A 22192-nucleotide genomic window follows, 5' to 3' on the forward strand; every position below is an offset into this window, starting at 1 on the left:
GGTTACAGGCATTTCTTGCGGCCGTATCGCCATGGGGAAAGTGGCAGGGCCGACCAATAAACAAAATCTTCATGGGGGTAACATCGTGTTTGAATTGGATGACAACGGGCTGGATCAACTGGCCAAAATCAAGGTGATCGGCGTTGGCGGGGGCGGAAGCAATGCCGTCAACCAGATGATCAATCTCGGGCTGCAGGGCGTCGAGTTCATCGCCGTCAATACGGATGCACAGGCGCTGTTGAAGTCGCTCGCGCCGCGGCGCATGCAGATCGGTGAAAAGCTCACGCGTGGCCTCGGTGCGGGCGCGCGCCCAGAGATTGGGCAGAAGGCGGCGGAGGAGAGCCGCGATGACATCCTCGAGGCGCTTCGCGGTGCGGATATGGTCTTTGTCACGGCAGGCATGGGCGGCGGAACGGGAACGGGGGCGGCGCCCATCGTGGCGGAGTGCGCACGTGAGATCGGCGCGCTGACCGTCGGCGTCGTGACGAAGCCGTTCTCATTCGAGGGATTGAAGCGCCGCCGCAATGCGGAATCGGGCATCGAGAATCTCAAGAAGCACGTCGATACGATCATCACGATCCCGAACGACCGCCTGCGTCAGGTCGTCGACAAGAAGACCCCGATCACGCAGGCATTCCACGTCGCGGACGACGTGCTGCGCCAGGGCGTCAAGGGGATCTCGGATCTCATCGCGCTGCCCGGCCTCATCAACCTCGACTTCGCCGATGTCAAAAGCATCATGAGCGACGCGGGCTCTGCTCTCATGGGGATCGGCGAGGCATCGGGCGACAATGCGGCAGTCGAGGCGGCGAAGGCTGCCGTCGCGTCGCCGCTGCTCGAGACGAGCATCAACGGCGCACGCGGCATCCTGCTCAACGTCACAGGTGCGGAGGAGAACCTCAGCATGCTTGAGGTCACAGAGGCATCCGAGGCAATCGAGCAGGAAGCCGATCCGCAGGCAAACATCATATGGGGCGCTTCCATCGACAATACGATGGGCGACAAGGTGCGCGTTACGGTCATTGCGACGGGATTTGGTGACGGCGACGAGCAGATCGGCGTTCCACATGCGGAATCGTCTGGCCTGTCCGGGTTCCAGATGCCGGGCTTTATGGCACACACTTCTCCCGTGCCTGCGCAGGACAGCACGTTCCAAAAGGACAATGCTTCGCAGGGCGGTGCGCCGCAGGATGCACAGCAGCCGGCGGCGCCTGCAGGCAGGGAGACGTTCATCGACATTCCGGAGTGGATGCGCAAGAAATAATTTTCTTGACAGGCTGTTTTGGAACCGATATAATTAGTCCTGTTCTCGCCGCGTTTCGGTGGGACTATGGGTAGGTGCCCGAGTGGTTAAAGGGAACAGACTGTAAATCTGTCATCTTCGGATTACGATGGTTCGAATCCATCCCTGCCCACCATACGGCGGCATAGCTCAGTTGGCTAGAGCATGCGGTTCATACCCGCAGTGTCCGGAGTTCAAATCTCTGTGCCGCCACCATAGGCATAGCGTGCATCGATCGGATCGATGCACTTTTTTGTGTGGCTCGGTATGATTTTTCGAAAAGTGCAAGCTTCAATCTTTATCCATTTTCCGAAATATGCTATAATAATCCCATGTCGGAAGAAAAGAGGAGGAACGTAGTTGAAGCAAAAGGATTACGATCTTTTGCAAGCAACCATCCAACAAGGAGTCGATGCACTGGGCGAATATTTTCGTGAGCAAGTTGGCAAAAAAATTCACCTGATCGAAAGCGATGGAATCGAGGATTATCCGGAACGAGGCATCCCCGCCGCGTCCGCGATGCGATTGCTTTTGCAGAAGATGCCAAGTTTTACGGACGAACAATATTTTTTCTCGGATCGAAGCCGGACGCTCGTCCTGAAGGTCAGCCTGCGCGATGAAGGAAGACAGCTTTACGTCTGTATCTCCGATGTGAATGCAAAGGAAATCCGATCGGTCATGGGGGCAGTTGAGCCTGCACGTACGGCGCTTGCCTACATCCTGCGCAACCGCATCGAGGTTGCGCGCGGCGTCGAGGAGAGGACAGACGCCGTCCTCACCAATGCCTTCGGCGGAAGCAGCCGGCAATTTGTCGAAGCGTGCGAGAAAAGCGGCCTTCATCTTGATGCGGACCGCAAGTACAGCGTCATGCTCGTCGATCTCGGACAGGATCCTACGGAGAGCACGACCGTCGACTTTCGCGCGAGCCTCATGTGGCTTGACCGCAAGGCGGAGGGCGCCGATTTCTACCCGCTGATATGGCGTGACCGTTACCTTGCGATCCTTTCGGGCATCGTGCCGCGCACGGGCAGCTACCGCGAGGAAGATCAGCCCGCATGGACGGATCTCATTCGTGGCTGGCGGCAGGAGTTTTCCGCGAGCCGCAAGCTGACCGTCTCGATCGGCATCGGTGAGGTGCATCCGCTCGCGGAGCTTTTCCGCAGTTATGAGGAGGCGCGCATCGCACTTGCCTACGGCATGACGAAGGGAGAGCGGGGCTTCATCCGATGGAGCCGCAACCTCGGCGTTATCCGCGCGATTTTCGCACAGGGCATGGACGAAGCGATCGCCTTTTACCGCGACACGCTCGGGCGCATCGCCGACCATGAGACGGATTCGGATCTGCGCACGACGCTTCGCGTGCTTCTCGAGACGAATTTCAACTTCAAGCTCACGGCAGAGCGTCTTTTCGTCCACACGAATACCGTGCGCTACCGCTATGAGCGCATCTCGCAGCTTATCGACGGCAAGAACATTTCGGCAGATATGCGTATCAATCTCTACGCCGCGCTGCGCGTCGGCGAGATCCTGCGTGAGATCGACGTGCTGGCACCGGGCTATGTCGGTTTGGCAACCCGTTCCAATATCGCACAGAATCATTCATAAGGAGCAGTATTATGTTGGGCAAGAAAAAAATAGCAGCAACTTTCTTCGCCGGAGCGCTTTGCTTCGGCATCATGACCGGCACATCGTCCGTGCAGGCGGCGCCTGCTGCGGTGCACGCTGGCTACGAGCTGAGCGGGCTCGCCGACTCGAATGACTTCAGTGCGCGCATGCATCAGGAAGATCTGACGCATGAGCAGATCGTCCGCAGCCTGCGCTACGAGTACCGCCGTGACGGCGACCGTGCCAAGTACGACCGCGATCTGCGCGAAGAGCAGAAGCGCCACGACAAGGCCGTGCAGAAGATCAAGGATGACTACAACCACTACGCACGCAAGCACCGTCAGTAAGGAAGCATAAAAGAACGCGGAATGTCCCCCCGGAAAACGGGCAAGCATGGATCCCTCCTGTTGCAGAATAAAAACGGCAATAGGAGGGATTCGTCATGCCCACAGGCCAGCCAAGGCATGATGCACGGTCATGCGGCTTGCGGCTTTCGAAGAAACACGAATCCAGACAGGCGTCCCCAAACGGTTTCGCGTGGGATGTCTTTTCCGATACGTTCGATTTTTCGTTTATTTTTCGGGACATGCCTTTGCTTGCAGGCGCCTTTGCCGGAAAACCGATTGGATCGCTGCTCTTTTTCACCGGGAACGGCGAATGGCAGGATCGAAGGCGGCAAAAGCCAACGAGCTGAAAAGGAGGGAACCATGGAGCGGTGTTTTCTCAATCATACGAATCATCCATCCGACCGCTGGGGAAAGGAGCAGATGCGCGCTGCAAGCTCGTACGGCGTTGTGGAGGACTTGCCGTTTCCTGCCGTCTTGCCTGGCTGGACGACTGAGCAGGTCGATGCGCTCGCCGCAGCGTACGCCGCGCGCATCCTGGACAGGGAGCCGGCGGCGGTGCTCTGTCAAGGGGAGTCTTGCTATGTGTTTTCGCTCGTCACGCGGCTCAAGGCGGCAGGGATCCCCGTGCTCGCCGCCTGCAGCGAACGCCGCGTCAGGGAGCGTGAGGACGAGGCAGGAAATATCATCCGCGAATCGCAGTTCTGCTTCGTGCAGTTTCGCGGGTACTAAAACGAAAGGGATGCCCACTGCGCCTAGGGGCGCGCCAAGGAAAGCGAACCGGAAAGAGCGTGTTTCCTGCGTGAAAGGGAAGAAAATGCCTGCATTTGCAGCGCGTTGGACGAAAGGCAGATGGAGGGGATCGAGTTCCGTGGATGCTTGAGATTCGGAGGATCGTTATGAAAAAGATCAACATCATGATCGTGTTCTATTCGGCGATTCAGCCCGACAGGGATACGAAGGAGCTGACGGTAAAACCGCCCGCAGCCTACGACTGCCGCCTCGATGATAGGTTCCGCGCGCAGTACGTGAACGGGCGCTTCACGCAGGAAGCGCCCGTTTATGCTGTGGCGAAGATGCTGAGGGAGCAAGGCGGGTCGATTGACTACTTGTACGGCTTTGCCACAACAGATGAGCGCAGGACAAATGTCCGAATTGCCATGCGGGCAAACGAGGAGCCGGTACCCTTTGCTGACCAACGGGCTTTTTTCCGGGAAGCCATGCGCGAGACGTGTGCGGATTTGGCTAAGACAGAGTTCCGCTTCCTGGACTTCGATTATCCGACCGAAACGCTGGACGAGGAGTGCAATCGGCGTGCGGTGGAAGCGGCGATGCGGATCAAGCAGGACATGAAGGCGGACGGTCATGATTGGGCAGACTGCAGCCTCTACATCGACCTGACCGGAGGCCCTCGCGCGGCAGACATGGTCCTGTCGCATGTCATGCAGCTTTTGATGCATGACGGGATGCAACTGGAAAAGATGATCTATGCGGATTACGGGAAGCGAAACTGCCTGTACGGCATCGATTCGCTCGTCCATCTGTCAAGGCTCATCGCAGGCGCGGATGCATTCGTGCGCTATGGAAGCTCGTTGATGCTGGAACGCTATTTTGGGTATGTGCATCATGCGGATGAAAGCGGAAATGAGCATCTTTCCGTGCCGCTCCGAAAGCTTCTTTTTGTCATGCATCAGTATTCGGATGTCATGCAGATTTGCCAGGTCAGCGAGATTCAAAATGTGCTTCTTGGATTAAAACATGCGATTGAAGCATGCTCTGCCTATGTCCATTCGGGAAATGCGCCTGTCAAGGAAAGGGCATTTGGCTTGGTGCTCGATACGGTCCGGCGTGAATATGAAGCGATCCTGAAATACGCGGAAGGGGACGACGCGACGCTTTACTACCAGATGATTGACTGGTGCGAAACGAAAGGGTTTACGCAACAGGCGATGACGCTTTGCGTGGAATGGATGCCGGCGTATCTTATGGATAAAGGATTCTGCGAAGTCCAAAACAGGGCGTTTTGTGAGACGCAGGTCACAGCGATCAAGCCGGATTGGCGAAAGAATTTCCTGCGGGAATGCACCGTATCCCAATATCATGCAGATTTTCAGCAGCATCGGCTCGCAAAGGCATCTGAGCTTGCGCAGCGGATTGCACAGGGCGACGAGCAGGCCCTTGATGCAAACGACCCGGCTGTTCCACAGGAGGCAAAAGCGATGTTCCGCTTTTTGCTGGAACAGGGATCGTATCTAGAGGAAATTCAAGCAGAATCACAGGAATCGCAGCGCATCGCGATGCTGAAAAACAAGAAGCAATTAAACGAATGGATTCGGCGCGTGCAGCAATTCGCATTTCCAAACGGGAATCTTTCCGATATGCTTCGGAACAAGCTGGATCGCAAGGATCTGTTTGAAGGGATCGCAAGGATAAAGAAGGAGAAGCGTCCTCATTTTTACCAAATGAAAAAGGCAAAAATGGGTGACAGCAAGGCTTCGACACGCGAAGCGCGCGAGCGTGAGTTTGCGGCGGTCCTACAGGATGTGCAGATCGCGCATACTGCATATCCGAAAGAGAAGGTCGTAAAAATTGCCGGGGCGTATTGGGCGATTGCGCGTATCCGCAATGGGGTCAATCATGCCGCACAGGGAAAAGCCGAAGGAAAAATCGCCCGTGCGGATGTGGATCGAATGATTTGCGATTTGCTTGAGCAGGTGAGGGCGCTTGGGCTCGGTGAGGCAAAGCCGTGACGAAAGACGGTTCTGCGCAGGCATTTTTGAAGGTCGTTTTTTTGGGCGCGGGCACGCAATCAGAAAACGATGGGAAAAGCGCCCTGCGTCTGTCGATCGGCAGATGCAGGACGCTGTTACGTTGGGGTTAGATCTTGCTCTTCCCGACCGCATCGAACGTATCGGTGATTTCCTTCGGCGGTTCTTTTCCTGCAAGGCTCACGCTCCATATAGCGGCGAGGGAGAAGAAAAAGCCCGGCACGATCTCGTAGAGTCCGAAAAACGCGAACGGTTTCCAAACGAGGACGGTGACGCCGCCGACTACGATGCCCGCTAGGACGCCGGCCTTTGTTGTACGCCGCCAGAAGAGGCTCATGAGGAGCGCGGGACCGAATGCCGCGCCGAAGCCTGCCCACGCATAGGCGACCATGTCGAGAATAAAGCTGTTTGGGCTAAGTGCGAGGAATACGGCGAGGCTCGCGATGACGAGGACGCTCGCGCGGCTAATCCATACGAGCTCGCGCTGATCGGCGCTCTCGCGCAGCAGCGTACGGTAAAAGTCCTGCGCAAACGCGGACGCCGCGACGAGGAGCTGCGAGGACGCGGTGCTCATGATGGCGGCGAGGACGGCGGAGAGGATGAGTCCCGCGACGATCGGCGGGAAGAGGTCGTTCGTAAGTACGAGGAAAACGGTCTCGGATGCCGTGCCTTCAAGCGGTGCCTTGAGGTAGACGCGTCCGACCATGCCGACGGCGACGGCGGCGGCGAGCGATAGGACGACCCACGTCATCGCGATGTGCGTCGCCCGGCGAATCTCGCCTGATGTGCGGATCGCCATGAAGCGCACGAGAATGTGCGGCTGGCCGAAGTAGCCGATGCCCCATGCGAGGAGGGATATGAGCTCGATGCATCCCATGGATGAGCCGTCTGGCTTGGTGAGCGGGGCGAGCATGGAGCCGTGAAGGCTCCCGATTGCGGAGAGCGTTGCCGAAAATCCGCCGAACATCATCGCAGCGGTGATCGGCACGACGAGGATCGCGAAGAACATCATGACGCCTTGGATGAAGTCGGTGCGCGAGACGGCGAGAAAGCCGCCGACGAGCGTGTAGAACACGACCGAGCCGGCACCGATGCAGACGGCCGCCGCGTAATTCATGCCGAAGACCGTCTCAAAGAGCCTGCCTGCCGAGACGAATCCCGATGCGGTATAGATGACGAAGAAGATGAGGATGAAGACAGCGGGCACGATGCGCAGGAGGTTGCTCGTGTCGCGGTAGCGGTTTTGCAGGAACTCCGGAAGGGTGAGCGCGTTGTCGGCGAGCTCCGTGTACTTTCGGAGGCGCGCGGCGACGAAGCGCCAGTTTGCCCAAGTGCCGAGCGCGATGCCGATGGCGATCCAGCCCGCGTTGAGTCCTGCAAGGTAGGCGAATCCCGGCACGCCCATGAGCATCCAGCCGCTCATGTCCGATGCTTCGGCGGAGAGCGATGTGACCCATGCGCCGAGCTTGCGGTTGCCGAGGAAGTAGTCGCTCATGTTGCGCGTGCGGCGGTAGTAGTAGACGCCGATCGCCATCATGACGCCGATGTAGAGAACGAAGGTGTTGATGATTGCAAGGTCGTGTGTCAAAAAATCTCCTCCTTGTCCGGCCAGCTGACAGCTTTGTCTGCCAGCATGCCATTATTATACGGGAGTTGGGGACGGTTGGCAATACAGGGTAGATTTTCGGGCAAAGTGCGTTGCTATTTTTGGCCGGAACCCGTATAATACAAAAGGGGGCGCAGCAGGTTCGTTATGCTGCGCGTTTTGTTTGGAGGTGATCGGGTGAAATACGATGTGGCGATTGTGGGCGCGGGACCTGCGGGCATCTTCGCGGCGTACGAGCTGACGAAGGAAGCGCCGCAGCTACGCGTCCTCATTGTGGAGAGCGGCAGGGACATCTATCATCGCGTTTGTCCGATTGCGGCCGGCAGGACGCCGACGTGCATCGGCTGCAAACCGTGCAGCATCATGCGCGGCTTCGGCGGGGCAGGGGCGTTTTCGGACGGCAAGTACAATTTTACGACGGCATTCGGCGGTTGGCTGAACGAATACTTGCCCGATGAGAAGGTCATGGAACTCATCGATTACGTCGATGCGATCAACTGTGAGCACGGCGCGCCGTCCAAGGTCTTTTCGACGGAGCATTCCGCGATTGCGCGCGAGGCGCTCAAGCATGACCTGCACCTGCTCGCGGCGCGCGTGCGCCATCTCGGCACAGAGAACAACCTGCGCATGCTCGAGGCGATGTATGAGCACCTAAAGGAAAAGGTCGCGTTTCGCTTTCTGTCGCCCGTCCGCCATATCGAGAGGGCGGATCGATCACTCGAACTGGAGAGCGGCGAGCGCATCGAGGCGGAATACCTCATCGTCGCGCCCGGCCGAGCTGGTGCGGAGTGGTTCTCGGACGAGTGCGACCGCCTCGGGATCGTACGGGAGAACAATCGCGTTGATGTCGGCGTGCGCGTCGAAGTGCCGGACGCGATTTGGGATGCGGTCACGCGCGAGGTCTACGAGGCGAAGCTCGTCTACCGCACGCATCGGTATGGGGATCTCGTGCGGACGTTCTGCATGAACCCGCATGGCCATGTCGTCATGGAAAACACGGACGGCATCGTGACGGTCAACGGACATTCGTACAGCGACCCGAAGCTCCAAAGCCATAATACGAATTTTGCACTGCTCGTTTCGAATCACTTCACCGAGCCGTTCAAGTCGCCGCATCAGTACGGCAAGCGCATCGCTTCCTTTTCCAACATGCTCGGCGGCGGCATCATCGTGCAGCGCTACGGCGATCTCGTCCGCGGACGGCGTACGGATGCGCACCGTCTCGCCAAGAGCTTTACGCGGCCGACGCTCGCGGCAACGCCGGGCGATCTTTCGCTCGTCCTGCCGAAGCGCCATCTCGACAACATCATTGAGATGATCGGTGCGCTTGACGCCGTTGCTCCCGGCATGAAGAACGAAGACACGCTGCTCTACGGCGTCGAGGTGAAGTTCTACAGTTCGCGTCCGCAGCTCACCAAAGAACTGGAAACGACGCTGCCGAATGTCTTTGCGGCCGGTGACGGCGCAGGTGTGACGCGCGGCCTTTCGCAGGCGGGAGCCAGCGGTGTCTACGCGGCGCGGACGATTCTGTCCCGTTTGAGCAAAAAACAGAGATAATTTTGCCCTTTGGGAAGGTTTTTTTAGGATGCGGCGCGAAAAGATATAAAGATAAGCTGTACGGTTTTTGCCAGTCGAAACTAAGAGAATGAAACAGGTGAGCATTGTGGAAAAAGTCAAGGTACTGATTGTTGACGATTCGAAGATAAGCAGAATGATGCTGAAGACGAGCCTGAAGAAAACAAATTTTGAGGTATGTGCCATGGCGGCGGACGCAGAAGAGGCCGTTGCGCTCTACGCGGAGCACCAGCCTGACGTCGTGACGATGGATATGAACCTTCCGGATGCAGACGGCATCGAGTGCAGCCGCCGTATTCGTATGATCGATTCCAAGGCGAAGATCGTCATGATCAGCGCGATGAAGGACGCGAGCCTCGTTGCGCACGGACGCGAAGCAGGCATCAGCGCGTTCCTGCAAAAGCCGGTCAGCACGAATCAGCTCATCGATACGCTCATGACGCTTTGCCAGCAGCAGGTCGGCAAGCAGGCGATCCTGCGCGAGTCGTACGCAAAGCCGTTTGCGCGTGCGTTCCATGAAGGTATTTTGGATATCACGGGACTCGATGGTGAGGTGGATCTCTCGGCGGATGAGCGCCGCTTTATTGATGTGAGCGGCATTGCGGTCATCATCGGTCTGACGGGGGAACCGGTCGGCCGCGCCATCGTCTCGATGGATACGGATGTCATGCGCGCGTTTGCGCGGCTCATGCTCGGCGCCGAAGACGGCGACGAACTCACCGATGATGAGGCAAGCGACTCCGTCGAGGAGGCGGCAAATATCATCGTCGGGCGCGGCGTATCGAATATCAATGATGTGTTTAAGGATAAGGAAATCCGCATTACGCCGCCGGGGGCGATCTGCGGCACGAATATTCGCATTGCAAGCCCGAAGATCACGACGTTTCGCATCACGGCGCGGACGAGGATCGGGGAAATTCATTTGAACGTTGGGTTTGCAGAAGGAGAATAATCAAAATGGATGCGAAGTTAATCAATCCATTCGTGGATGCTTTCACGTCGGTGATGCCGCAGCTTGGCTTCCCCGAACCGAAGCGCACGAAGCTTTCCGTTCGAGAGAAGAACTCCATCGGGCGAGGCGTTTCGGTCATTCTCGGCTTCACGAAACAGATCCGCGGCAACGTCGTCTACAATATGAAAGAGGACACGGCGAAGTTCATCGCTTCGACGATGATGATGGGCATGCCTGTCGCGGAGTTCGATGCGATGGCACAGAGCGCGATCTCGGAGCTCAGCAATATGCTGACGGCGAACACGGCGACGAATCTTACGGGCATGAAGCTGGAGGTTGATATTTCGACGCCGTCGCTGACGATCGGCGAGGGATTCGTGCTCAAGATCAGCGAGGGGAAGTTTCTCACGATCGATATGGAGTTCGCCGGACATATCGTCGAACTCGATATTGCCGTGGAGCTGCGCGAATAAGAACATGCAGAACGTACGAGGAAAATTGCCGTATCAGCCGATATGGCACTTTTTGATGTTGGCAATTGTCTCGCCTTACGCTATAATGGTACGAATGCCAGCTCCCTCTAGGCGTGAAAGGAAGGCGGCGCGATGCAGGAAGATGCGGTCCACGTGCGCGTAAGCGCCATGCAAGAAGACGCGCGAGGCGAGACGCAGCGCACCGTGATGGAGACGGACGGCCGCCATGCTGTGCGCAGGGGAAAGCACTATGTGCGATATGCGGACGATTCGATTGTGCAGGGCGCGCTCGTCCATACGACGCTAAAGCTCGGGCAGGATGAGGCGTGGCTTTTTAGGCGCGGCGCGATTGAGCACGAGCAGCGCTTTATCATGGGACGCGAGACGCGCGGTACCTATCGTACGCCGTATGGGGAGGTCGCGATCGGTGTGCGGACACAGGCGCTTTCCGTATGCGAAGAGGCGGCATGCACGGTGCTTTCCCTCTCGTATGACCTTTACGCAGCGGGGGAATGGCAGAGCCATCACATCCTGCGCATCGAGGTGACGAAGAGGCGTGCGGGCGAAAATGGAGAGAATGGATAGGAGGATTTTTTTGGAAATCAAGGATATGCTGGCGGGCGCCATCGAAGCGGCCGTGAAAGAAGCGATCGCAGCGGGCGCACTGCCTGCTGCAGAGCTGCCGCAGGTGACGCTCGAAGTGCCGCCGTCAAAGGATCTCGGTGACTTCGCGACGAATTTCGCGATGCAGTCGGCGCGCGTCTTCCACAAGAGCCCGCGCCAGATTGCCGAGGAGATCCGATCGCGCATAGCGGGCGATTTCCTCGACCATGCGGAGATCGCTGGACCGGGCTTTCTGAATTTCTACCTGAAGGGCACCGTCCTCTACGATGCGCTTCGCTCCATCCTTGCGGCAGGCGAGTCGTACGGGAATCTGCCTGCAAAAGACGTGCCGAAGACGCAGGTTGAGTACGTCAGCGCCAATCCGACGGGGCTTCTGCACGTCGGGCACGGACGCGGCGCGGCAGCAGGATCGGCGCTGGTGAACCTTCTGCGCGCTGCAGGCTATCCCGTCGAGAGCGAGTATTACATCAACGATGCGGGCAATCAGATGGATAACCTCGCGCGTTCGGTCAATGCGCGCTACTTGGAGCTCCTTGGAACAGCATGCGAGTTCCCAGAGGACGGTTACCACGGTGCGGACATCACGGAAACGGCGCGCCGCATCATCGAAAAGGACGGCGCGAAGTACCTCGCACTCCCCGAAAAGGAGCGTCTCGCCGTGCTCAAAGAGCTCGCCTACAAAGAGAAGCTCGCCGTGCTGAAGGACGATCTCGCTGCGTTTCACGTCACGTACGACAAGTGGTTCAGCGAGCGCACGCTCCATCCTGACGCGATCCAAGAAGTCATCGCGATTCTCCGGAAGAACGGTACGATCTATGAAAAGGACGGCGCGCTTTGGCTGCGCTCGACGGACTACGGCGACGACAAGGACCGCGTCGTCATCCGCGATAACGGCGTGCCGACCTACCTTGCTGCCGATATCGCCTACCATCACAATAAGTACGAGCGCGGTTTCGGCACGCTCATCAATATATGGGGCGCCGACCATCACGGCTACGTCTGCCGCGTCAAGGCGGCAATGGAGGCACTTGGGCACGATCCGAAGCAGCTTCATGTGCTTCTTTTGCAGATGGTCAGCCTCTACCGTGGCGGCGAGCTTGTCAAGATGAGCAAGCGCACGGGGCAGAGCGTCACGCTGGAAGAGCTCATCGAAGAGGTCGGCACGGATGCGGCGCGCTATTTCTTCCTCATGCGCTCCCTCGACAGCCAGCTCGATTTCGACCTCGACCTTGCCAAGAAGAAGTCGAACGACAATCCCGTCTACTATATCCAGTACGCGCACGCGCGCATATCGAGTATTTTCCGTCAGGCGAAGGAGACGCATCTCGTGCTTGGCGCCGCGCCGAAGCTGGAACTCCTCACGGATGAATCGGAGCAGGCGCTCATCAAGAAGATCATGGAGTACCCAGAGGAAGTCGGCCGCGCAGCAGATGACTGCGCGCCGCAGCGCATTGCGCGCTACAGCTACGACCTCGCGGCGCTTTTTCATAGCTTCTACAACAAGTGCCGTATCATGGGCGTAGGGCAGCCGCTCGCCGAAGCGCGCCTCGCACTCGTGACGATTACGGCACATGTCATTCGCCACAGTCTTGGGATTCTCGGCGTATCGGCGCCGGAACAGATGTGACTGCCGGAAGGCAGCCAGTTGGAAGGGAGAACCATTCATGGAATTTGATTGCCTGAACAAGTCGGAGACCGACGTCGCCTACCATATTCTCACGAAGGCAGGCGAGACGATGTACTACAAGGATCTCGTGACGGAAGTCATCGAGAAGAAGCGCAAGCCAGTCCAGTCGCTTTCGGCGGCGATATCAGAAGTGTACACGCTCATCAATATGGACAGCCGCTTTCAATACGAAGGGGAAGGCCGGTGGGGACTCACGGAGTGGAACCCGCCTGAGGCCAAGCGCTCCCATTCCCGCTCCTCGTCGCGTTCTGGAAGCGCGTCAAAGACAGCAGCAAAGGCAAGCACGAACCGCAAGAAGAAGCTTGAGAGCATCCAGGAATAAGAAAGCGACAGGAGGCACTTCATGGCAAAGTACATTTTCGTGACGGGCGGCGTCGTTTCTTCTCTCGGAAAGGGCATTACGGCAGCATCGCTCGGACGTCTGTTCAAGAGCCGCGGCATCAAGGTCACGATTCAGAAGTTCGACCCGTACATCAACATCGATCCCGGCACGATGAGCCCGTATCAGCACGGCGAGGTGTTCGTGACGGATGACGGGGCGGAGACGGATCTCGACCTCGGCCATTACGAGCGCTTCATCGATATCAGCCTCACGAAGAACTCCAATATCACGACGGGCAAGGTTTACTGGTCGGTTTTGAGCAAGGAGCGCAAGGGCGAGTACCTCGGCTCGACGGTGCAAGTCATCCCACACATCACGAATGAGATCAAGCAGCGCGTCTACGATGTCGCGAAGGCGGACGGCGCTGATGTCGTCATCACGGAGATCGGCGGCACGGTCGGCGACATCGAGAGCCAGCCGTTTCTCGAAGCGATCCGTCAGGTCAAGAAGGAAGTCGGCCCGAATGATACGCTCTACATCCACGTGACGCTTCTGCCGTACATTTCCGCTGCGGGCGAGCTCAAGACGAAGCCAACACAGCACAGCGTCAAGGAACTGCGCGCGATCGGCATCCAGCCCGACATCCTCGTCTGCCGCACGGAAAAGACGATTCCGCAGGAAATGAAGGACAAGATCGCGATGTTCTGCGATGTGCCGCCTGAGGCCGTCATCGAGAACCGCACGGCGGCGACGATCTACGAAGTGCCGCTCATGATGCAGAAGGAAGGGCTTGACAAGATTGCCCTGACGCGGCTTAGGATGGACTACGGTCCCGCCGATATGTCGGATTGGGAGCGCATGGTCTACAAGATCAACCATTTGAAGAAGAAGGTCAAGGTCGCTGTCGTCGGCAAGTACGTCGAGCTGCCCGATGCGTACATCTCCATCACGGAGGCGCTCCATCACGGCGGAATCGCAAACGATGCCACCGTTAAGATCGCATGGGTCAACGCCGAGAAAATCGAAGATCCCGATGTGGATCTCGATGAAGTCTTCGTTGGCTGCAAAGGCATCCTCATCCCCGGCGGATTTGGCGACCGCGGCATCGAGGGAAAGATCCGTGCCGTGCAGTACGCGCGCGAGAAGAAGATCCCGTTCCTCGGCATATGCCTCGGCATGCAGTGTGCCGTCATCGAATTCGCACGTCATGTTTGCGGCATGACGGATGCACACTCGACGGAGTTTAGCCACGAGACGCAGCACCCCGTCATTTCGCTCATGGAGTCGCAGCAGGGCGTCGAGAAGAAAGGCGGCACGATGCGCCTTGGATCTTATGCCTGCAAGCTTCGCGAGGGCACGCATGCGATTGCGGCGTACGGCACGGCAGATATTGAGGAGCGTCACCGCCATCGCTTCGAGTTCAACAATGACTATCGGGAAGCGCTTACGGAGAAAGGGCTCGTCATCGCAGGCACGCTTCCGGATGACAGTCTCGTCGAGATGATCGAGATCCAGGATCATCCTTGGTTCGTCGCAACCCAGGCGCATCCGGAGCTAAAGTCCCGCCCGAACAACCCGCATCCGCTTTTCCGCGACTTTGTGCGCATGAGCCTTGGGGAAGCGAAGGTGGACAAACGCACAGCGGGCGAATAAAACCCAACATACGAAGGAAAGCGACGGGACTGCTGCATGAGCAGGAGTCCCCGCTTTTCGTGCAGGCCGGAAGAAGTACGAAAAGTACGCACGAAGGTACGTACGGAGACTGGGAGAACAAGATGAAGGCTTTGTTTGCGGCGATGCAGCAGGATCCTGCGATGCAGCGCTTGCAGGAATACATAGAGGGCGAGGCGGGCGAGACGCTTGCCTATGGGCTTGGCGGCACGCAGAAGCACGCCGCCTTTGCTGCGTGCTACGCAGCGCATCCGCAGACGATGGTCGTCATCGTGCATTCACAGGAGGCGGCAGCGGACTGGTGCGAGGATCTTGCAGCGCTTCTTCCCCATGCGCACGTCGCGGCGCTGCCCGAGCTCGATGCCGTGCAGGTGCAGGCTACGGCAAAGGGCATGGAGCGTGCGGCACGGCGCATGGAGACGCTCGGGCTGCTCATGCGCACGGCACCCTCGATCGTTATCGCACACGCGGCAGCCGCCGTTCAGAAGGACATGAGCCGTGGCGAGTTCGAGCGCTTGAGCCTCGTGCTGCATATCGGCGATGAGATGGAGCGCGGCGATTTGCTCGCGCGTTTCGTACAGCTCGGCTACGAGCATGCAGACGAGGTCGAGCACGTCGGACAGTTCGCTGCGCGCGGCGGCATTCTTGATGTATTCCCCATCAATGCACGGCAGCCCGTGCGCATCGAACTCTTCGGCGATACCGTCGATTCCTTGCGGGAGTACGATCTCGGCACGAAGCGTTCCCTGCATCATATCGAGCAGGTGCGCGTCCTGCCACTCATGCGAATGGATGCCGCGCAGCGCCCGGAACTCTTTCTTTCCTACCTTTCGGGGCGCGGCCTCGTCGTATTTGACGAGCCTGCCCGCATCCGCGAGCAGATTCGGTCGATGGTGCATGAGAATCCAGACATGAAGGACGCCGTATTCTCGTGGGAGGAGCTCCTCACGGCGGCGAAGGGCAACCGCATCGCCTACTCGGCGCTCATGCTGCAGCAGATTCCGGGGGCAGATCCCGCCCATATGGTCAGCATGACCGTGACGAGCATGACGCCGTTCCAGCGCCAGGTGGACTTGTTCGAAAGCGAGGCGAACCGCTGGGTCGCGCAGAAGCAGCGCGTCCTCGTGCTCCTTGGCAACAAGGAAAAAGCGAACCGCCTGCGTGAGTTCTTTGCGAAACGGCGCGTGCCGTCGCTCGTCGGCGGCGAGGAGGAGACGCTTCGCGAGGATGCCGTGAACGTTCGCGTCGGCACCCTGCTCACGGGCTTTGAAATGGCGGCTGCGCACCTCGTCGTCGTGACGGAACAGGACATCTTCGGCCATACGAAACGCAAGGGCGCCGCGCAGCGTCAGACGGGCGGCGCGCGCATTGCGCACTTCCGCGATATCAAGCCCGGCGACTACGTCGTCCATGAAAGCCACGGCATCGGCAAGTACGTCGGCGTCGAGACGCTCGTCGTTGCGGGCATCCACCGCGACTACCTTCATATCAAGTACGGCGGTGACGACAAGCTGTTCGTGCCGACCGATCAAGTTGGACTCCTGCAAAAATACATCGGCGCAGAGGGGGAAGTGCCGCGCCTCTCGCGCATGGGGGGCACGGAGTGGGTGCGCGCGAAGGCGCGCGCGAAGAAGTCGGTCGAAGATATCGCCAAGCATCTCATCGAGATCTACGCGAAGCGGCGCAAGGCGGAGGGGCATGCGTTCCCGCCCGACGACTCCAGCCAGCGCGAGTTCGAGGAAGCGTTCCCGTATCAAGAGACGGACGATCAGCTCAAGGCGATCGCCGAGATCAAGGCGGACATGGAGCAGAAGAAGCCCATGGAGCGGCTGCTCTGCGGCGATGTCGGCTTCGGCAAGACAGAGGTCGCGATCCGCGCGGCTTACAAGGCGGCGATGGACGGCAAGCAGGTCGCCGTGCTCGTGCCGACGACGGTGCTCGCACAGCAGCACTTTCAGACGTTTACGGCGCGCTTCCAGGACTTTGCGCCGCGCATTGACGTCATATGCCGCTTCCGTACGGCGAAGCAGCAGGCGGAGACGATCGAGAAAGTGCGGAAGGGGCAGATCGACATCCTCATCGGCACGCATGCCATCCTGAACCCGAAAAAGGTCGTATGGAAGGATCTCGGCCTTCTCATCGTCGATGAGGAGCAGCGCTTTGGCGTCAAGCAGAAGGACAGGATCAAGAGCCTCGCGGCAGGCATTGACGTGCTGACGCTCTCGGCGACGCCGATCCCGCGCACGCTCCACATGTCGCTCGTCGGCGCGCGCGATATGAGCATCATCGAGACGCCGCCCGCTGACCGCTTTCCCGTGCAGACGTATGTCGTCGAGAACAACGATACGGTCATCGCGAATGCAATCAAGCGCGAGATACGGCGCGGCGGACAGATCTACTTCGTCTACAACCGCGTCGATACCATCGACAAGATGCGCGACCGACTGCGCTCGCTTGTGCCCGATGCGCGGATCCAGACGGCACATGGGCAGATGCCGGAGGGGATGCTGGAGCGCGTCATGATGGACTTTTACGAGGGCGATTACGACATTTTGCTCGCGACGAGCATCGTCGAGAATGGGCTCGACATCGCAAATGCGAATACGATCATCGTCTACAACGCCGACTATTTCGGCCTTTCGCAGCTCTATCAGATGCGTGGGCGCGTCGGACGCTCGCATCACATGGCATTCGCTTACTTCGTCTATCAGGCGGACAAGATCCTGACCGAGACGGCGGAAAAGCGCCTGCAGGCGATGAAGGAGTTCGCCGAGCTCGGCGCGGGCTTCAAGATCGCCATGCGCGATCTTCAGATTCGCGGTGCGGGCAACCTCCTCGGCGCACAGCAGCACGGGCATATCGCGAGCATCGGCTTCGAGATGTACTGCAAATTGCTGGAAGAGGCCGTCGCGACGCTAAAAGACGGCAAGGCGATCGAAGAGCCCGTGCCGGAGCCGCTCATCGATCTCACGGTCGAGGCGTACATCGACGGGGACTTCATCGCCGATGCCATGCACAAGATCGAGATCTATCAGCGCATCGCTGCCATCCGAACGGAGGAAGAAATATCCTCGCTGCTCGACGAACTCATGGATCGCTTTGGCGAGCCGACGAAGCCGGTCCTGCGCCTTCTCGATGTCGCACGCATCAAGAACATGGCGCGTGCGCTGTCCGTCCGCATGGTCAAGCAGCAGCCGCTCGCACTCGATATATGCCTGCTGGATGGCAAGCAGCTGCCCGCGCGCGCCGTTTTCGCGCTCGACCATGCCTTCGGCAGGCGCATGCGAAAGCGCAGCGATCCGGACGGCTTCCGCTTTGCGCTCGATACGCGAGGCAAGGCGGATATCGCGGGATTCGCACTGCGCGTCCTGCGGATCGCGACGGGCGAGGAGCACGGCAGCCAGCCGAATGTGAAGGGAAAGGGAAGTGCCGTATGAGGGAAATGGAAAAAGGCAACGGCGTCACCGTCGTCGGACTCGGCCCGGGGCGAGCGGGACTCATCACACGCGAGGCGTGGCAGGCGATGGAAGAAGCCGGGCATCTCATCCTGCGCACGCGCATCCATCCGACTGTCACCGCACTGGATGCGGCGGGCATCGGCTATGAGACGTATGACGCACGATACGAGAAGGCGACGAATTTCGAGACGCTGTACGCGGGCATCGCGGATGACCTCGCGAAGCGGGGGAAAGAGGAAGCCGTCGTCTATGCCGTGCCCGGCAGTCCGCTCGTCGCCGAGCGCACCGTCGTGCTCCTTCGCACAGCGGCGGAGCGCATGGGCACGAAGCTTGCCATTCTTCCCGGCATGAGCTTCCTCGAAGTCCTCTGCACGCGCCTTGCGATCGATCCGATCGCGGGGCTTACGATTCTCGATGCCGAGGCGATTGGGGACATGGCGATCTCGCCCCGCCAGGCGCTCGTCGTCACACAGGCCTACGATCCCGTCATCGCCTCTGACGCGAAGCTCGCGCTCATGGCGCACTATCCGGACGACTGCGGGATCGTATTCCTCCACAACCTCGCACTTCCCGACGAATCCATCCGCCGTATCCCGCTCTACGAGCTGGATCGGCAGAAGGATATCGATCACCTCACGAGCGTGTTCGTGCCCGCACAGGAATAGGATGGGGAATGGACTCTTCAGGAAACAAGAACGATGCGCCGCCATGAAAAAACTTGCGTTCTTTTCCCATTTCTGTTAAAGTTTGAACCGTAGCTTTAGGGAAGCACGGATCCATTCAGCCACGCCATCCTGACGCATCTTTTTTGTCCGAACTTCGGCGGAAAATCTACGCCAATCTGACGGACTTCATTTTATCCGTGATTCCTTAGGATGGAATTCGATTGGGAGGCATCACGATGAATCGAACGGAACTCGTCCAAAATGTAGCGGAAAAGTCAAACTTGACGAAGAAGGATGCAGAGAAAGCAATTCATGCGTTCATGGAGTGCGTGCAGCAGGCGCTCGTCGAGGGCGACAAGGTACAGCTCATCGGCTTCGGCACGTTTGAGACGAAGAATCGCGCGGCGCGCAAAGGGCGCAATCCGCGCACGAATGAGCCGATCGAGATCGCGGCGGCGCGCTGCCCTGTGTTCAAGGCAGGAAAGGCGCTGAAGGATGCGGTGAATCCCGAAAGGGACGATATGCGTAAGCGCTAACCAAAAGCCTTCTCTTCGCGGGAAGGCTTTTCCGTTTCGAGGAAGGGGAACCGCATGGACTTGGAACTGGCGGGCAAAGTGGCGCTCATCTCAGGCGGCACGTCGGGGATCGGGCTTGCGTCGGCAGCGGCGTTTCTTGCGGAGGGCGCCTGTGTCGCCTTGATGGCACGCGATACGGGGCACGGCGAGGATGCCGTGCGCGGGCTGCGCGCCGCGCACGGAGCACCGGAGGATGTCGTCTTTTGTGCGGGAAACGTTGCGCAAAAGGACGACTGCGCACGCGTCGTGCAGGAGGTGCAATCCTACTTCGGGCATATCGACGTGCTCGTCAACGCGGCAGGCATTTACGCGGAGGGGGCGCTTGAGGCGCTTCATGAGGAGGAGCTCGACGCTGTCCTCGCGACGAATGTCAAGGGAACGATGCTCCTCTCGCAGGCGGCGCTTCCGCGGATCAAAGAGGTGCGCGGCAATATCGTCAACGTTGCTTCGGATGCCGGGCTGCACGGCAATTACTTTGCAGCAGCGTACTGTGCGAGCAAGGGGGCGGTCGTGCTCTTCACGCGTGCGCTCGCCCTTGAGGTGGCGTCTGCCGGCGTTCGCGTCAATGCGATTGCGCCCGGCGATGTCATGACGCCGATGACGCAGGCGCAGCTCGACGCTGCCCCCGATCCCGTGCAGGCGCTCCGCGAGATGGCAGGCGTCTACCCGCTCGGGCGAATCGCGACGGCGGATGAGGCGGCCGCGCTTATCGTCTACCTCGCGTCGGCCCGCGCCGCCTTTATGACGGGAACGATTTGTCCTTTGGACGGCGGGCTTACGGCATGAGCGCGAAAGGAGCGGATATGGAGCAGAAAACGAAGGCGGCGAAGCGGATTCTCATTTTGACCGCGTCGATCGGATCCGGCCATACCAAGGCAGCAGAGGCGATTGCGACGGAGCTTCGCCGTGCGCTTCCAGGAGCGGAGATCACGACGGTGGATTTCATGGCGCGCCGCATCTCGTTCCTTCATGCGCTCATGAAAAAAGCTTACCTCGTCATGCTCGATTTCGTGCCGAATCTCTACGATGTGTTTTACAAGCTGTCGGGCGGCAAGGCAGGAGGCAAGGCGACGCAGGGCGCCTTTGCACGCGTCATGGCACCGGCGATGCGACGCCTGCTGCGCCGCTATGCGCCCAATCTCGTGCTCTGCACGCACCCATTTCCAGAGGGCGCAGCGGCGCTCGTCAAGCGCGAGGATCCGTCATTCACGCTCGCGACGGTCATGACGGACTATTCGCTCCATTCGATTTGGCTCTGTCCACACGTCGATCATTACTTTATGGCGACAGAGGCGATGCGCGAAGAAATGCGCGCGCGCGGATTTGCCGAAGCGTCGCTCCACGTCACAGGGATCCCCGTTGCGCAGGCTCTCGCCGTCGTGCCGGACTATGCGAGCGTTCGTCACGCCATGGCGATCGAGCAGGGGCAGCGCGCGATTCTCCTCATGGGCGGCGGGCTCGGGCTCGGCGGCATAGAAGAGACGGTGGAGGCGCTCGAATCCATTCCCGAGCGTCTCGCCTTGCTCGTCGTCGCCGGACGCAATGAAGCCCTCAAGGAGCGCGTACAGGACTTCGCTGACCGATCGCATCATCAGGTGTTCGTCTGGGGCTATACGGATCGCGTCCCCGTGCTCATGCGGGCAGCAGACCTCCTCATCACGAAGCCCGGCGCGCTCACGATGAGCGAGGCGTTCGTGCTCGGGCTCCCGATGCTCCTGCACGATCCGATCCCTGGACCTGAGACGGAAAACGCCGTCTACGCGACACGCCACAGAGCTGCCATTTGGCTCCATCCGGGAGAGGATCTTGCGGCAGCGGTGCGCAGCCTCCTTGCAGGCGGCAGCCTGCCTGCCATGGCGAATGCCGCGCAACGCTGCGGGCGTGCCGGTGCGGCCTCCGCCATCGTGCGGACGCTCTTCCCGCACGAATGAATTCTATATGCTTTTTAACCTGTTTTTAAAAGGTTTTCCCTATACACAAATGGAATAGTTTAAATGTGCGGCTCGTCTGGATTCATTTGGAATTGCGGACGTCATGGTTTCAAGTGAGGGAATGCGCCTTGGCATGGAGGAAGAAAGATGTCATTGGTTCAGTTATCGTACCGTTGCCCGACATGCGGCGGAGCGCTTCAGTTCGTCGAAGGCAAGGCAGTGGAGATTGTGGATGGAAAGATCGACATGGACAGCACGAAGCCGCGTTATGAGTGTGAGACGTGCGGCGTTGCCTATCGCGAGCTTTTGGGTTCCAAGTATTTTGAATCATTCCCGATTCCGAAACGGGAAAAGAAACTCCTGCGCACGGGCGATATCCCACCGATGAAGCTGAAACGCGATGCAGAAGGCAAGTGCGATTGCCCGCGCTGCGGGGATCGCATGGACTTCGTCGAGGGCCAGCCCGTCCGCATCATCGACGGCAAGCCCGACATGGAAAACGTCAAAGATCACTTCCGCTGCCCGCATTGCCACTCCGTCTTCCGCCGCATCGCAAGCACGGATTACTTCCAGTGGTCGGAAAAGTAGCGGCAGCAGCGGGATTTCCTATTGCAGATACAGGGCGTTCCCGTTACAATATAGGGGCGGAACAAG

19 protein-coding genes and 2 tRNA genes are annotated in these 22192 nt (G+C 59.0%); 20 read left to right on the forward strand and 1 reads right to left on the reverse strand.

Features of this window, described 5'->3' with window-relative positions:
* Positions 1 to 85 precede the first annotated feature (85 nt).
* From ftsZ to HMPREF1985_RS06100, 7 genes are all read left to right on the forward strand, one after another.
* Positions 86 to 1264, forward strand: a complete 1179-nt coding sequence (gene ftsZ / locus HMPREF1985_RS06065; protein ID WP_040637222.1) for a cell division protein FtsZ — start codon at positions 86 to 88, stop codon at positions 1262 to 1264.
* A 68-nt stretch (positions 1265 to 1332) separates the two neighbouring features.
* Positions 1333 to 1418: transfer RNA gene (locus HMPREF1985_RS06070), tRNA-Tyr, on the forward strand.
* Between the two features lie 3 nt (positions 1419 to 1421).
* Positions 1422 to 1498 (forward strand) — tRNA-Met (locus HMPREF1985_RS06075).
* A gap of 144 nt (positions 1499 to 1642) precedes the next feature.
* Positions 1643 to 2887: a PucR family transcriptional regulator gene (locus tag HMPREF1985_RS06080; RefSeq protein ID WP_021771648.1), complete on the forward strand. Its 1245-nt coding sequence runs from the start codon at positions 1643 to 1645 to the stop codon at positions 2885 to 2887.
* Positions 2888 to 2898: 11 nt separating this feature from the next.
* Positions 2899 to 3234, forward strand: coding sequence for a hypothetical protein (locus HMPREF1985_RS06085; protein WP_021771649.1), 336 nt, complete (start codon positions 2899 to 2901; stop codon positions 3232 to 3234).
* A gap of 360 nt (positions 3235 to 3594) precedes the next feature.
* A complete protein-coding gene (locus HMPREF1985_RS06095; RefSeq protein WP_021771651.1) occupies positions 3595 to 3963 on the forward strand; it encodes a hypothetical protein in 369 nt (122 codons plus the stop codon).
* Positions 3964 to 4130: 167 nt separating this feature from the next.
* Positions 4131 to 5981: a TM1812 family CRISPR-associated protein gene (locus HMPREF1985_RS06100; protein ID WP_196805331.1), complete on the forward strand. Its 1851-nt coding sequence runs from the start codon at positions 4131 to 4133 to the stop codon at positions 5979 to 5981.
* A gap of 127 nt (positions 5982 to 6108) precedes the next feature.
* Here the strand turns inward: HMPREF1985_RS06100 and putP are convergent, their stop codons facing one another.
* A complete protein-coding gene (gene putP, locus HMPREF1985_RS06105) occupies positions 6109 to 7587 on the reverse strand; it encodes a sodium/proline symporter PutP (protein WP_021771655.1) in 1479 nt (492 codons plus the stop codon).
* Positions 7588 to 7752: 165 nt separating this feature from the next.
* On the opposite strand from putP, the gene HMPREF1985_RS06110 reads away from it, so the two are divergent.
* From HMPREF1985_RS06110 to HMPREF1985_RS06170, 13 genes are all read left to right on the forward strand, one after another.
* Complete coding sequence (locus HMPREF1985_RS06110; protein WP_021771656.1) at positions 7753 to 9162, forward strand: NAD(P)/FAD-dependent oxidoreductase; 1410 nt, start codon at positions 7753 to 7755, stop codon at positions 9160 to 9162.
* Between the two features lie 106 nt (positions 9163 to 9268).
* On the forward strand, positions 9269 to 10132 hold the full coding sequence (locus tag HMPREF1985_RS06115) for a response regulator (RefSeq protein WP_040637281.1): 864 nt from the start codon (positions 9269 to 9271) through the stop codon (positions 10130 to 10132).
* Positions 10133 to 10137: 5 nt separating this feature from the next.
* Positions 10138 to 10605 (forward strand): chemotaxis protein CheX, encoded by a 468-nt coding sequence (locus HMPREF1985_RS06120; RefSeq protein ID WP_021771658.1) that lies wholly within the window; start codon positions 10138 to 10140, stop codon positions 10603 to 10605.
* Positions 10606 to 10737: 132 nt separating this feature from the next.
* Positions 10738 to 11190: a DUF1934 domain-containing protein gene (locus HMPREF1985_RS06125; RefSeq protein ID WP_021771659.1), complete on the forward strand. Its 453-nt coding sequence runs from the start codon at positions 10738 to 10740 to the stop codon at positions 11188 to 11190.
* Between the two features lie 10 nt (positions 11191 to 11200).
* On the forward strand, positions 11201 to 12856 hold the full coding sequence (argS, locus tag HMPREF1985_RS06130; protein WP_040637226.1) for an arginine--tRNA ligase: 1656 nt from the start codon (positions 11201 to 11203) through the stop codon (positions 12854 to 12856).
* 37 nt (positions 12857 to 12893) lie between these two features.
* Positions 12894 to 13238 carry a DNA-directed RNA polymerase subunit delta gene (rpoE, locus tag HMPREF1985_RS06135; protein WP_021771661.1) on the forward strand — a complete coding sequence of 115 codons (345 nt, stop codon included), beginning with the start codon at positions 12894 to 12896 and terminating at the stop codon, positions 13236 to 13238.
* 21 nt (positions 13239 to 13259) lie between these two features.
* On the forward strand, positions 13260 to 14891 hold the full coding sequence (locus HMPREF1985_RS06140; protein ID WP_021771662.1) for a CTP synthase: 1632 nt from the start codon (positions 13260 to 13262) through the stop codon (positions 14889 to 14891).
* 122 nt (positions 14892 to 15013) lie between these two features.
* The gene (gene mfd / locus HMPREF1985_RS06145; RefSeq protein ID WP_021771663.1) at positions 15014 to 18346 is read left to right on the forward strand and encodes a transcription-repair coupling factor; all 3333 of its coding nucleotides are present in this window, start codon (positions 15014 to 15016) and stop codon (positions 18344 to 18346) included.
* On the forward strand, positions 18343 to 19032 hold the full coding sequence (locus HMPREF1985_RS06150) for an SAM-dependent methyltransferase (protein WP_021771664.1): 690 nt from the start codon (positions 18343 to 18345) through the stop codon (positions 19030 to 19032). The genes mfd and HMPREF1985_RS06150 overlap by 4 nt, the downstream gene beginning before the upstream one ends.
* Positions 19033 to 19268: 236 nt before the next feature.
* A complete protein-coding gene (locus HMPREF1985_RS06155) occupies positions 19269 to 19568 on the forward strand; it encodes an HU family DNA-binding protein (protein WP_021771665.1) in 300 nt (99 codons plus the stop codon).
* A gap of 54 nt (positions 19569 to 19622) precedes the next feature.
* Positions 19623 to 20393, forward strand: a complete 771-nt coding sequence (locus tag HMPREF1985_RS06160; RefSeq protein ID WP_021771666.1) for an SDR family NAD(P)-dependent oxidoreductase — start codon at positions 19623 to 19625, stop codon at positions 20391 to 20393.
* A gap of 17 nt (positions 20394 to 20410) precedes the next feature.
* The gene (locus HMPREF1985_RS06165) at positions 20411 to 21538 is read left to right on the forward strand and encodes an MGDG synthase family glycosyltransferase (protein ID WP_040637228.1); all 1128 of its coding nucleotides are present in this window, start codon (positions 20411 to 20413) and stop codon (positions 21536 to 21538) included.
* A gap of 147 nt (positions 21539 to 21685) precedes the next feature.
* Positions 21686 to 22126, forward strand: coding sequence for a hypothetical protein (locus tag HMPREF1985_RS06170; RefSeq protein ID WP_021771668.1), 441 nt, complete (start codon positions 21686 to 21688; stop codon positions 22124 to 22126).
* The last annotated feature ends 66 nt before the right edge of the window (positions 22127 to 22192 follow it).

Origin of the sequence: Mitsuokella sp. oral taxon 131 str. W9106 (assembly GCF_000469545.1) — a bacterium.
Taxonomy (GTDB): Bacteria; Bacillota; Negativicutes; order Selenomonadales; family Selenomonadaceae; genus AWVT01.

What these genes read in the sequence shown, in the direction of transcription:
- HMPREF1985_RS06085 (WP_021771649.1), top strand. Translation starts at nt 2,899, where the DNA reads ATGTTGGGCAAGAAAAAAATAGCAGCAACTTTCTTCGCCGGAGCGCTT.
- HMPREF1985_RS06120 (WP_021771658.1), top strand. Translation starts at nt 10,138, where the DNA reads ATGGATGCGAAGTTAATCAATCCATTCGTGGATGCTTTCACGTCGGTG.
- HMPREF1985_RS06170 (WP_021771668.1), top strand. Translation starts at nt 21,686, where the DNA reads ATGTCATTGGTTCAGTTATCGTACCGTTGCCCGACATGCGGCGGAGCG.
- mfd (WP_021771663.1), top strand. Translation starts at nt 15,014, where the DNA reads ATGAAGGCTTTGTTTGCGGCGATGCAGCAGGATCCTGCGATGCAGCGC.
- HMPREF1985_RS06125 (WP_021771659.1), top strand. Translation starts at nt 10,738, where the DNA reads ATGCAGGAAGATGCGGTCCACGTGCGCGTAAGCGCCATGCAAGAAGAC.
- HMPREF1985_RS06100 (WP_196805331.1), top strand. Translation starts at nt 4,131, where the DNA reads ATGAAAAAGATCAACATCATGATCGTGTTCTATTCGGCGATTCAGCCC.
- HMPREF1985_RS06110 (WP_021771656.1), top strand. Translation starts at nt 7,753, where the DNA reads ATGCTGCGCGTTTTGTTTGGAGGTGATCGGGTGAAATACGATGTGGCG.
- HMPREF1985_RS06095 (WP_021771651.1), top strand. Translation starts at nt 3,595, where the DNA reads ATGGAGCGGTGTTTTCTCAATCATACGAATCATCCATCCGACCGCTGG.
- HMPREF1985_RS06150 (WP_021771664.1), top strand. Translation starts at nt 18,343, where the DNA reads ATGAGGGAAATGGAAAAAGGCAACGGCGTCACCGTCGTCGGACTCGGC.
- HMPREF1985_RS06160 (WP_021771666.1), top strand. Translation starts at nt 19,623, where the DNA reads ATGGACTTGGAACTGGCGGGCAAAGTGGCGCTCATCTCAGGCGGCACG.
- HMPREF1985_RS06165 (WP_040637228.1), top strand. Translation starts at nt 20,411, where the DNA reads ATGGAGCAGAAAACGAAGGCGGCGAAGCGGATTCTCATTTTGACCGCG.
- rpoE (WP_021771661.1), top strand. Translation starts at nt 12,894, where the DNA reads ATGGAATTTGATTGCCTGAACAAGTCGGAGACCGACGTCGCCTACCAT.
- HMPREF1985_RS06155 (WP_021771665.1), top strand. Translation starts at nt 19,269, where the DNA reads ATGAATCGAACGGAACTCGTCCAAAATGTAGCGGAAAAGTCAAACTTG.
- HMPREF1985_RS06140 (WP_021771662.1), top strand. Translation starts at nt 13,260, where the DNA reads ATGGCAAAGTACATTTTCGTGACGGGCGGCGTCGTTTCTTCTCTCGGA.